We start from the raw sequence: 11290 nt of genomic DNA, 5'->3' as shown, positions 1-11290 counted from the left end.
CGTCGCTGCCCCGTGCCAACCGGATCGCGCTGCCCTCCGCCGCGCCGGAACCGGTCCGCGCCGCGGCGCAGGTATCGCCGCCGCCCGCCGCCGCGCCGGAGCCGGTCCGGGCCGCGGCGCAGGTGTCGCCACCGCCGTCCGCCCACGTGCGGACGCCCGCCGAGGGGCAGTCGCCGGCCCGGCCGCCCGCGCCGGTCGAGCCCTCTCCGCAAGTCGAGCCGGCCGCGCCGGTCGAGCCGCCGCCCTCAGCCGGGCGGCCGCAGCGGGGTGGCGGTGGCAGGTTGTGGCAGGTCGTGGTCGGCGGCGCGGCCGTCCTCGCGCTGCTGGCGCTCTGCGGCCTCGGTGCCGCCGCCCTGCTGGCCGAGCGCAACGGGACGCCGCAGAACACGCCCACGTCCCGACCGGAGGCGGCCGAGTCCGCCGACGTCGGGGCGCAGCCGCTCGACTCGCGGGACACCGACCAGGCGCCGCTGACCGCCAAGGAACTCTTCCCCGGCAAGCAGCTCGTCGTCGCGGACGGGGAGCCCGCCTACAAGGTGTTGAAGAGCCAGTCCAGCGCCGCCTGCGCGGTGGCGGCCACCGGTGAGGTCGCCGACCTGCTGGTCCGCCTCGGCTGCACCCAGGTGGTCCGGGCCACGCTGCGGACGCCCGACGGCGGCCACCTCGTCACCACCGGCTTGTTCAACCTGACCGACCGGGCCAACGCCGAACGCGCCCGCGACCGGATCCGCCTGCTGCTCGACGAGCGCGAGGGCCGGTTCCGGGGCATGGCGGCCGACGAGGACAGCGCGGCGATCGCCACCGCGCCGGCCCGCGTCGGCTGGCAGGTGCGCGGCCACTACCTCGCGTACGCGGTGGTCATCCGCAGCGACGGCGAGACGATCGGGTCCGGCGACACGAAGGCCCGGGAGATCCTCTTCGACATGATCGAGCTGCACCTCAATCGGGGCGTGCTGGAGCGCCGGGCGGACGGCGGCACGGCCGGCCAGCCGACCGACGAGGGCGCGAGCGACACCGGCAGGCAGGACGGGGGCGACTGACCGGGCCGCGACGGCGAGCGCGCGCAACGGGTACGTGGGCCACGGCCGCGTACCCGTTCCGCGTCCCGCCCCCGGCCACCTACGTCCGGAGCTCGACCCGGTGTGCCCGCAACAGGTCGAGCATCCGGTCGTGCGGCACCGCGTGCTTGACCCGCCCCTTGACCCCGACGGTGGTGCGCGCCATGAACAGCGAGTTCAGCAGTGCCTCCTCCACGGCCTCCAGCACCGCCGCGAAGACCGGCTCCAGGTCGGACTCCGGCGCCGTCGGTGCCTGCGTGTCGGCGGTGGAGAACGCCAGGGCGTAGTCGCCGCTGCCGCCGGCGAAGTCCGAACCGACCCGCGCCATGGCGAAGACGGCCCGACGGGCCACCCGACCCAGTTGCCGCGCGTCGAGGCGGCCGTCCGTGGCGACCACGATGACGCAGGAGTTCCCCGGTTGCTCCGGCCGGCCCGGCAGCGACAGGCTCGGCACTCCCACCTGCTCGGGGCGGATCGGCACCCCGCACACCTGTAGCAGGCCGGAGAAGTTGGACTGCACCAGCACACCGACGGTGACGGAGCCACGGGAGGTCGTGGCGAGCCGCGAGGACGTGCCGATGCCGGCCTTGAAGCCGAGGGCCGCCGTGCCCGTACCGGCGCCGACGGCACCCTCCGCTGGCAGTCCGCCGCGGGCCTCCGCCAGCGCCGCGAGGACGTGCTGCTCCCGCACCGGCCGGGCCCGGATGTCGGACAGGAACCCGTCGTTGGTCTCCGCCACCACCGGGTTCAGCGACTCGGCCGTCTCCCGGCCCGGCTGCCCGAGCATGTACGTGACCAGCGCGTCCGCGGCCCGGAACGTCGACAGCGTCGCGGTCAGCACCACGGGCGTCTCGATCTCGCCCAGCTCGGCCACCTGGGTCGAGCCGACCATCTTGCCGTGCCCGTTGCCCACGAACAGCCCCGCCGGCAGCGACCGACGGTCGGTCAACTGGTCCGGGACGATCGCCGTCACCCCGCTGCGGATGCTGTCCCCCTCGACCAGCGTGGTGTGGCCCACCCGCACGCCGGGCACGTCGGTGACGGCGTTCAGCGGTCCCGTCGGCAGCGTCCCGACGACGATGCCGAGGTCCCGTCCACGGCGAGGTTCCTGCACGGCTTCCACTCCTTGACGCTCGACGATGCTCTGCCGGGTGCCGGGAGGCAGGCCCCGGGCGGTCAGCCCTCCACGGGTACGCGCAGCCGGCGGGTCGCCTCGGCGCGGTGGGCGTACTCGGCCGGGTCCTCGGGGTAGCCGACGGCGACCAGGGTCAGCCCGTGCGCCGGCGCCACGGTCACCTCGCTGGAGCGTTCCCGGTGTACGAGCAGGCTGCCCGGCCACTCGACCGGCCGGCGCCCGTCGCCGGCGACCAGCATGGCGCCGACGAGGCTGCGCACCATCGCCTGGCAGAACGCGTCGGCCTGCACGGTGGCCACGAGGATCCCGTCCGGGTCCCGCCGCCAGTCCAGCCGGGTCACCTCGCGCAGCGTGGTGGCGTTCTCCTTGCGCCGGCAGTACGCGGCGAAGTCGTGCTCCCCCACCAGCCCGGCGGCGGCGGCGTTCAGCGCGGCCAGGTCGAGCGGCTTCGGCCAGGCCAGGATCTCGTGCCGGCGCAGCGGCTCGGCGCCCCACGGCGCGTCGGTCACGCGGTACTCGTAGCGGCGGAAGGTGGCCGAGAACCGGGCGTCGAAGTCGGCGGGCACCTCGGCCATCGCGCGTACCCGGACGTCGGTGGGGAGCAGCCGGGCCAGTCGGCGCAGCAGCCGTCCGTCGTGCTCCCGCCACACGGCGGCCGGCAGGTCGAGGTGGCAGACCTGCCCGGTGGCGTGCACCCCGGCGTCGGTGCGGCCCGCCACGGTCAGGCCGGTCGCCGTACCCGCGCCGAGGACCAGGTCGAGGGTCTCCACGAGCACCCCGGCGACCGTGCGCCGGGTGGGCTGGGCGGCCCAGCCGGAGAAGCCCGACCCGTCGTACGCGACGTCCAGCCGCAGCCGGGTGCGCTCGTCCACTCGTACCTCCGCCTCACGGGGTCGGGCCCGGCACCCCACGAGGGGTGCCGGGCCCGACGGTGGCCTGGATCAGGCCTTGTCGTTCTCGCCGGCCTCGTCGCTGTCCTCGCGGGCGGCGGCGGTGTCGCCGGACGCCGACACGGGCGCCTCGGCGTCCTGGTCGCCCGAGTTCGACTTCGGGGCCTCCTCGGCCGGGGCGAGCGCCTCGACCTTGTCCTGCTGCGCGGCCTTGCGGGCGGCGGTCTTCTTGTTCGCCTTCGGCTCGGCGACCTGAAGCTCCTCGACCAGCTCGATGATCGCCATCGGCGCGTTGTCACCCTTGCGCGGACCGGTCTTCACGATCCGGGTGTAGCCACCGTTGCGGGTGGCGAACCGGGGGGCGATCTGGTCGAACAGGGCGTAGACCACGTCCTTGTCCTTGACGACGCCCAGCACCCGCCGGCGGGACGCCAGGTCGCCGCGCTTGGCCTTGGTGATGAGCTGCTCGGCCAGCGGACGCAGCCGCCGGGCCTTCGTCTCGGTGGTCTTGATCTTGCCGTGCTGGAACAGCGCAGTGGCCAGGTTGGCCAGCATCAGCCGCTCGTGCGCGGGGCTGCCGCCGAGGCGGGGGCCCTTGGTGGGCGTGGGCATGCTTGGTGCTCCTCAGGTGTGGCGGCAGCGCGGACTAGAGCTGCTCGGTCTCGCGATAGTCGTCGGTGTCGTAGTCGGCCTCGCCGAAGGCGTCCACGACGTGCGCCGGGTCGAAGTTCGGGGCCGAGTCCTTCAGCCCCAGACCCATCCCGGCGAGCTTCATCTTGACCTCGTCGATCGACTTCTGACCGAAGTTGCGGATGTCGAGGAGGTCGGCCTCGGTACGCCCGATGAGCTCACCAACGGAGTTGATGCCCTCGCGCTTGAGGCAGTTGTAGGAGCGGACGGTCAGGTCCAGCTCCTCGATCGGCAGCGCCAGGTCGGCCGCGAGCTGGGCGTCCTGCGGGGACGGCCCGATGTCGATGCCCTCGGCGGTCTCGTCCAGCTCCCGGGCCAGACCGAACAGCTCCACCAGCGTCGAGCCGGCGGAGGCCAGCGCGGTACGCGGGCCCATCGACGGCTTGGTCTCGACGTCGATGATCAGCCGGTCGAAGTCGGTCCGCTGCTCGACACGGGTCGCCTCGACGCGGTACGTCACCTTCAGCACCGGCGAGTAGATCGAGTCGACCGGGATCCGGCCGATCTCGGCGCCGGCCTGCTTGTTCTGCGCCGCCGTGACGTAGCCGCGACCCCGCTCGACGGTCAGCTCCATGTCGAGCCGGCCCTTGCCGTTGAGGGTGGCGAGCTTCAGGTCCGGGTTGTGCACCGAGACGCCGGCCGGCGGCTGGATGTCGCCCGCCGTCACGTCGCCCGGGCCCTGCTTGCGCAGGTACATGCTGACCGGCTCGTCGTGCTCGGAGCTGACGCAGAGCTCCTTGATGTTCATGACGAGCTCGACCACGTCCTCCTTGACACCGGGGATCGTGGTGAACTCGTGCAGCACGCCGTCGATCTTGATCGAGGTGACCGCCGCACCCGGGATCGACGACAGCAGCGTGCGCCGCAGCGAGTTGCCCAGGGTGTACCCGAAGCCCGGCTCCAGCGGCTCGATGGTGAACCGGGACCGGGTCTCGTTGATCGACTCCTCGGAGAGAGTCGGTCGCTGGCTGATGAGCATGTCTTCTCTTCTCTTCCGGGGCGCCCGCCATATGACGCCCACGACAAAGTGTTCCGGTGGCCCGCCCCGGAAGGGCGGGCCACCGCAACGAGCTCCGACTACTTGGAGTAGAGCTCGACGATCAGCTGCTCCTGGACCTGCGTGTCGATGACCTGGCGGGCCGGGAGCGAGTGCACGAGCACCTTCATCTGGCTGGGGATAGCCTCCAGCCACGCCGGAACCGACTTCGAGCCGGCCTGAGCCTGCGCGACGATGAACGGGGTGAGCTCCTTGCTCTTGCCCCGGACCTCGATGATGTCGTGCTCCTTGACGCGGTACGACGGGATGTCGACCTTCTTGCCGTTCACGGTGAAGTGACCGTGCTTGACGAGCTGGCGGGCCATGTCCCGGGACTGGGCGTAGCCAGCCCGGTAGACCACGTTGTCCAGCCGCGACTCGAGGATCTGCAGGAGAACCTCACCGGTCTTGGCCTTCTTGCCCACGGCCTCTTCGTAGTAGCCGCGGAACTGCTTCTCCAGCACGCCGTACACGCGGCGGGCCTTCTGCTTCTCACGGAGCTGGAGCAGGTACTCCGTCTCCTTCGTGCGGCCGCGGCCGTGCTGCCCGGGCGGGAACGGCCGGGACTCGAACGGGCACTTCGGACCATCGCACTTGCTGCCCTTGAGGAACAGCTTCATCTTCTCCCGCCGGCAACGGCGGCAGTCAGCACCGGTGTAACGAGCCATCTCTCTCTAACCTCTCAGACCCGGCGACGCTTCGGCGGACGGCACCCGTTGTGCGGCTGCGGCGTGACGTCGGCGATCTGCCCGACCTCGAGCCCGGCTGCCTGCAGCGAACGGATGGCGGTCTCCCGGCCGGAGCCGGGTCCCTTGACGAACACGTCGACCTTGCGCATGCCGTGCTCCATCGCCCGACGCGCGGCGGCCTCGGCGGCCAGCTGCGCGGCGAACGGGGTCGACTTGCGGGAGCCCTTGAAGCCCACCTGGCCCGAGGAGGCCCAGGAGATGACCGCACCGGTCGGGTCGGTGATCGACACGATGGTGTTGTTGAAGGTGCTCTTGATGTGCGCCTGCCCGTGGGCGACGTTCTTGCGTTCCTTGCGCCGGACCTTCTTGACAGCGGCTCCGGCACGAGCCTTCGGTGGCATAAGTCTGTGCGCTCCTAGTTGACTTTCCGGAACGGACCGCGAGATCCGGGCCTGCCTCGATCCGACATAGACCCGGATTCCGGTTTACGTCCTACTTCTTGCCGGGCTTCTTCTTGCCGGCCACGGTCCGCTTCGGGCCCTTGCGGGTCCGCGCGTTGGTCTTGGTCCGCTGGCCACGCACGGGCAGGCCCCGGCGGTGCCGGATACCCGCGTAGCAGCCGATCTCGACCTTGCGGCGGATGTCAGCGGCGACCTCGCGGCGCAGGTCGCCTTCAACCTTGTAGTTGCCCTCGATGTGGTTACGGAGCTGGACCAGCTCCTCGTCCGTGAGGTCCCGGACGCGCTTGTCCGGCGAGATGCCGGTGGCAGAGAGCGTCTCCAGGGCCCGGGTGCGACCCACGCCGAAGATGTAGGTGAGCGCGATCTCCATCCGCTTCTCGCGGGGGAGGTCGACGCCGACTAGACGTGCCATGTGCGGGCGTACTCCTCGTGATGTTCTGGCGGAGGTGTGGACCCGTCCCACCCCGCTACCGACCGTTCCGCCACCGGCGTCGTGCGCCGGCGACCAGGTCGGTCGCTGCCCGAGCGGGCCCCGGCCTCCGACCGGGGGTCAACCACGATGAGGTACGCGACGCGCACCGCCCGCGGCTGGGACGAGCATGTGATTCGGTGTCTGGATCTGCGGCCCGGACCGATTTCGACCGACCGTTGTCACACGACCGGCCGGAACTGGTTCAGCCCTGGCGCTGCTTGTGGCGCGGGTCGGTGCAGATGACCATGACCCGGCCGTGCCGGCGAATGACCCGGCACTTGTTGCAGATCCTCTTGACGCTCGGCTTGACCTTCACGGTTGCCTTACTTCCCATCTGGCCCGACGACGCGCCGAGGCGCGACACCGGACGTCGAAGACGGACACGGGGACGTCCCGGCCGCCGTCAGGCTTACTTGTAGCGGTAGACGATGCGCCCGCGGGTCAGGTCGTACGGCGAGAGTTCGACGACGACCCGGTCCTCCGGCAGGATGCGGATGTAGTGCTGCCGCATCTTGCCGCTGATGTGAGCCAGCACCTTGTGGCCGTTCGCGAGCTCCACCCGGAACATGGCGTTCGGCAGGGGCTCGATGACCCGACCCTCGATCTCGATGGCTCCGTCTTTTTTCGGCATGTCCTCCGCTGTCCTGACGTCGGTTACTCCGGACGGCCCACAACGTCTTACACGGGCCACCGATCAAGATCAGCTTGCCCGCGCCAGCCGCGGCTCCGACTCCCACCGAAGCGCAGGGTGGGCATGCCGGAGTGGACGCTGTGCGCCGATCAGAAAGTGTACGCCCGCCTGCGGGCCGTCGCCAAACCGGCCGGGAATCGGTGCGTCGAACCGGACGGAACGGGCCATTCACACCTCGGCGTCGGCCCCGCCGGGCCGGCCCTCCCGCTGGGCCGCCGGCAGCTCCCCCACCGGGCTCCGGTGCCTCTCCTCGGCGGCAGCCAGCTCCCGCTTGCGCGCCCGCTTGGCCCGGCGGCGCTCGCGCCGTCGCTCCCGCTGCTCAGCCTCCCGCCGCGGCTCCCCGCTGACGAGACCGGCGACCGTGCGCACCACGAGCACCCCTCCCCACGGCCCGGCCACCCAGACGGGCCAGAAGTAGAGCAGGTCCGTGGAGAGCGCGGACGTCACCGCCCAGACGGTCACCGTGATCGCGACCACCCGCAGGTACGGCAGCCAGACCTCGGCCAGCCACCGGGCCGTCACGGACGAGGTCGCCGACGACCGGACACCCTCCGCCGGCGACGGGACGGTCTCCGGCCGCGTGGCGAGCTCCGACGCCGCCGGGGACGCCGGCGCCGGCAGGTCGATCACCAGCACGTCCAGCTCGCCGTACGTGCGCGCGGCGTACGCCCGCTGCAACCGCTCGTCGTACTCGTGCAGGTCCAGCCGGCCCTCGTCGACGGCCACCCGCAGCCGCTCCGCCACCGCCTGGCGGTCGGCGTCAGCGGCCCGCATCCCGTCGCGTCCCTCCATGCCCGCAAGCATGCCACCGCTCCACCAGCCGCTGCCCCTCCCGCCGCTGCGCGTCCGGGACCCGGGCGGGCGCCCCGGCCGGCGGTCGAGGCGGCGGCGCGTCGGAGCCCCGACTCGTGCCGGTCCGGCATCGCGCAGCCGGGCCCCGCGACTCCGGCCCTCGGTGCGGTCGCCCTCCGGTCCCTGTGGGGCGGTCGCCGTCCAGGTCCTTGAGGCACGTCGCCCTCCGGCCCCTTGGGCGGCTGGTGCGTGCCTCAGAGGGCGGGAGGACGGGATGCGGCGCCCGGCGGGGCGCTGCTGGGGCTCAGCGAGCCGGCGAGTCCGCGGGCTGCCGGGAGGTGACCAGCTCGCCCAGGCGGGCGCGCCCGCCGTCCGGCGCGGTCAGCACCCAGACGCCGTCCGGGAGCAGCGCCATCGTGTGCTCGACGTGCACCGCCATCGACCGGTCCCGGGTGATCACGGTCCAGCCGTCGGAGAGCTCGACCGTCCGGGGCGAGCCCATCGTGATCATCGGCTCGATGGCCAGCGCCATGCCCGGCACCAGACGCGGACCCTTGCCCGGCCGCCCGTGGTTGAGCACGTGCGGGTCCTGGTGCATCTCGGTGCCGATGCCGTGCCCGCCGTAGCCGTCGACGATGCCGTACCGCCCGCCCTTGCGGACCGCGTCCTCGACGGCGTGCGAGATGTCGGTGAGCCGGCCCTTGCCGCTGGCCGCGCCGCGGGCGGCTGCGGCGATGCCCGCCCACATGGCGTCCTCGGCCACCGCCGCCATCTTCAGCAGCGCCGGTTCAACCTCGCCCACCCCGACGGTGATGGCGGCGTCGCCGTGCCAGCCGTCGAGCACCGCACCGCAGTCGATGGAGATCATGTCCCCGTCGCGGAGCACCTGCCGCGCCGACGGGATGGCGTGCACGACCTGCTCGTTGACCGACGAGCAGATCGACGCGGGAAAGCCGTGGTAGCCCTTGAAGGAGGGGGCGGCACCGGCCTCGCGGATGGTCGACTCGGCGATGGCGTCCAGGTCGGCGGTGCTGACCCCTGGGGCAACCGCCTCCCGCATCCGACGCAGCGCCTCGGCGACCACCAGCCCGGCGGCCCGCATCTTCTCGATCTGGTCAGGGGTCTTCAGCTGGATGTCCAGCTGGGGACGACGCATGGAGCCGTTACCTTTCGTTGCAGATGCCGAAGAGCGGGGCACGTCAGGCGTACCCCGCTCTTCGCACTCTATCCGCCGGACCCCGGCGGGACGTCAGCCGCCGTACGAGCGCAGGGCGTCGATGGCGCGGACGGTGACGTCCTCCACCGGGCCGGTGGCGTCGATGCCCACCAGCTTGCCCTGGGCGCCGTAGTAGTCGACCAGCGGCGCGGTCTTGTCCGCGTACTCGCGCAGGCGGGTGGCGATGGTCTCCGGCTTGTCGTCGTCGCGCTGGAACAGCTCGGCGCCGCACCGGTCGCAGATGCCGTCACGCGAGGTGGCGTCGAACTCGACGTGCCAGATCTTGCCGCACCCCCGGCAGGTACGCCGACCGGAGAGCCGCCGGATCACCTCGTCGTCGTCGACGACCAGCTCCAGCACCAGGTCCAGCGCGGTGCCCAGGTCGGCGAGGAGCTTGTCCAGCGCGGCGGCCTGCGGCGTCGTGCGCGGGAAGCCGTCGAGCAGGAAGCCCTCGGAGGCGTCCGGCTCGGCGAGCCGGTCCCGCACCATGTTGATGGTGACCTCGTCGGGCACCAGCTCACCGGCGTCCATGTAGCGCTTCGCCTCGACGCCGAGCGGGGTGCCCTGCGAGACGTTCGACCGGAAGATGTCGCCGGTCGAGATCTTCGGGACCGAGAGGTGCGCGGCGATGAACTCGGCCTGCGTGCCCTTGCCCGCACCCGGCGGGCCAACCAGAACGAGTCTCATCTACCGCAGGAACCCTTCGTAGTTCCGCTGCATGAGTTGGCTCTCGATCTGCTTCGTGGTCTCCAGACCGACGCCGACCATGATCAGCACAGCGGTGCCGCCGAACGGGAAGTTCAGGTACTGCTGCTTGTCCAGCCAGATGAAGAAGAAGTTCGGCAGGATCGAGATGATGCCCAGGTAGAGGGCGCCCGGCAGCGTGATCCGACTGAGGATGAAGTCGAGGTAGTCGGCGGTCGGCTTGCCCGGGCGGATGCCTGGCACGAAGCCGCCGTACTTCTTCATGTTGTCCGCGACCTCGGTCGGGTTGAACGTGATCGAGACGTAGAAGTACGTGAAGAAGATGATCAGCAGGAAGTAGACCGCGATGTAGATCGGGCTGGTCGGGTCCACCAGGTTGTTCTGGATCCACGCCTGCGTCTTGCCCGGGTTGTTCTGGTCGAAGAACTGCAGCGCCAGCTGGGGCAGGTAGAGCAGCGAGGAGCCGAAGATGACCGGGATGACACCCGCCTGGTTGACCTTCAGCGGGATGTAGGTCGAGGTGCCGCCGTACATCCGCCGGCCGATCATGCGCTTGGCGTACTGCACCGGGATCCGGCGCTGCGCCTGCTCGATGAAGGTGACCGCGGTGATGACCACCAGGACCAGCGCGATGACGAGGAGGAACTTGCCCCAGCCACCGGTCTGCTTGATCTGCCAGCCCTCGCTGGGGAGCCGGGCGGCGATCGAGGTGAAGATCAGGACGGACATGCCGTTGCCGACGCCGCGGTCGGTGATCAGCTCACCGAGCCACATCACCACGCCGGTGCCGGCGGTCATCGTCATGACCAGGAGGCTGAGGGTCAGCCAGTCCGGGATCCCGGTCCCCTCGGGGATGATCGGGAACTGGTCGCACTGGTTGTTGAAGAGCTGCCCGGAGCGGGCCAGCGCCACGAACGCCGACGCCTGGAGGACACCCAGGCCCAGGGTCAGGTAGCGGGTGTACTGGGTGATCTTCGCCTGGCCGGACTGGCCCTCCTTGCGGAGCTGCTCCAGCCGGGGGATCACCACCGTCAGCAGCTGCAGGATGATCGACGCTGTGATGTAGGGCATGATGCCCAGCGCGAAGACCGAGAGCTGCAGCAGCGCGCCGCCGGAGAAGAGGTTGAGCAGGTTCATCACGCCCGTGGAGCCGTTCTCCATGGCGTCGATGCACTTCTGGACGTTGCCGTACGAGACACCCGGGCTGGGCAGCGTCGCCCCGAGCCGGTAGACCGCGATGATGCCTACTGTGAACAGCAGCTTCTTGCGCAGGTCAGGCGTACGGAACGCACTGAGAAAGGCGGACAGCAACTTCTTCCTCCTGCGCGAGGCGGGCCGCCGGTGATCCCTGGCGGGGCGGGTTGGGTGCCGGGCGAGTGCCCGATATCCATGGCTGGGAAGGGACTCTAACAGCCCGATCCCCGTCCGGGCAGATGTGCCCGGCTACATAAACCG

Annotated in this window: 14 protein-coding genes; 1 reads left to right on the top strand and 13 read right to left on the bottom strand. The window is 71.2% G+C overall.

Annotated features, from left to right (window positions below; genetic code table 11):
• Window positions 1-1040 (top strand): hypothetical protein (locus tag F6X68_RS06220; protein ID WP_192581297.1); only part of this gene is annotated, 1040 nt, incomplete at its 5' end.
• Between the two features lie 79 nt (window positions 1041-1119).
• Here the strand turns inward: F6X68_RS06220 and F6X68_RS06215 are convergent.
• From F6X68_RS06215 to secY, 13 genes are all read right to left on the bottom strand, one after another.
• Entirely contained in the window at window positions 1120-2172 is a 1053-nt protein-coding gene (locus tag F6X68_RS06215; RefSeq protein WP_225852014.1) for a P1 family peptidase, read from the bottom strand.
• Window positions 2173-2234: 62 nt separating this feature from the next.
• The gene (truA, locus tag F6X68_RS06210) at window positions 2235-3065 is read right to left on the bottom strand and encodes a tRNA pseudouridine(38-40) synthase TruA (protein ID WP_151453336.1); all 831 of its coding nucleotides are present in this window, start codon (window positions 3063-3065) and stop codon (window positions 2235-2237) included.
• Between the two features lie 69 nt (window positions 3066-3134).
• Window positions 3135-3695: a 50S ribosomal protein L17 gene (rplQ, locus tag F6X68_RS06205; protein ID WP_132230911.1), complete on the bottom strand. Its 561-nt coding sequence runs from the start codon at window positions 3693-3695 to the stop codon at window positions 3135-3137.
• A 34-nt stretch (window positions 3696-3729) separates the two neighbouring features.
• A complete protein-coding gene (locus F6X68_RS06200) occupies window positions 3730-4752 on the bottom strand; it encodes a DNA-directed RNA polymerase subunit alpha (protein WP_013735931.1) in 1023 nt (340 codons plus the stop codon).
• A 98-nt stretch (window positions 4753-4850) separates the two neighbouring features.
• On the bottom strand, window positions 4851-5477 hold the full coding sequence (gene rpsD, locus F6X68_RS06195; RefSeq protein ID WP_151453335.1) for a 30S ribosomal protein S4: 627 nt from the start codon (window positions 5475-5477) through the stop codon (window positions 4851-4853).
• Between the two features lie 14 nt (window positions 5478-5491).
• Window positions 5492-5899 carry a 30S ribosomal protein S11 gene (gene rpsK, locus F6X68_RS06190; protein ID WP_020513613.1) on the bottom strand — a complete coding sequence of 136 codons (408 nt, stop codon included), beginning with the start codon at window positions 5897-5899 and terminating at the stop codon, window positions 5492-5494.
• 91 nt (window positions 5900-5990) lie between these two features.
• Window positions 5991-6371 carry a 30S ribosomal protein S13 gene (gene rpsM, locus F6X68_RS06185; protein WP_088998365.1) on the bottom strand — a complete coding sequence of 127 codons (381 nt, stop codon included), beginning with the start codon at window positions 6369-6371 and terminating at the stop codon, window positions 5991-5993.
• Window positions 6372-6633: 262 nt separating this feature from the next.
• Complete coding sequence (rpmJ, locus tag F6X68_RS06180; protein WP_012184307.1) at window positions 6634-6747, bottom strand: 50S ribosomal protein L36; 114 nt, start codon at window positions 6745-6747, stop codon at window positions 6634-6636.
• 93 nt (window positions 6748-6840) lie between these two features.
• A complete protein-coding gene (gene infA / locus F6X68_RS06175; RefSeq protein WP_007073013.1) occupies window positions 6841-7062 on the bottom strand; it encodes a translation initiation factor IF-1 in 222 nt (73 codons plus the stop codon).
• Window positions 7063-7290: 228 nt separating this feature from the next.
• Window positions 7291-7914, bottom strand: coding sequence for a DUF1707 domain-containing protein (locus F6X68_RS06170; RefSeq protein WP_151453334.1), 624 nt, complete (start codon window positions 7912-7914; stop codon window positions 7291-7293).
• 304 nt (window positions 7915-8218) lie between these two features.
• A complete protein-coding gene (gene map, locus F6X68_RS06165; protein ID WP_151453333.1) occupies window positions 8219-9070 on the bottom strand; it encodes a type I methionyl aminopeptidase in 852 nt (283 codons plus the stop codon).
• 93 nt (window positions 9071-9163) lie between these two features.
• A complete protein-coding gene (locus tag F6X68_RS06160) occupies window positions 9164-9817 on the bottom strand; it encodes an adenylate kinase (protein WP_151453332.1) in 654 nt (217 codons plus the stop codon).
• Window positions 9818-11146, bottom strand: coding sequence for a preprotein translocase subunit SecY (gene secY, locus F6X68_RS06155; RefSeq protein WP_132230908.1), 1329 nt, complete (start codon window positions 11144-11146; stop codon window positions 9818-9820).
• Between the last annotated feature and the right edge of the window lie 144 nt (window positions 11147-11290).

This window comes from Micromonospora sp. AMSO12t (genome assembly GCF_008806585.1).
In the GTDB taxonomy this organism is placed as follows: Bacteria; Actinomycetota; Actinomycetes; order Mycobacteriales; family Micromonosporaceae; genus Micromonospora; species Micromonospora reichwaldensis.
Note: the sequence above shows the minus strand (reverse complement) of the source record. Positions and strands in the feature narration are given on the sequence as shown.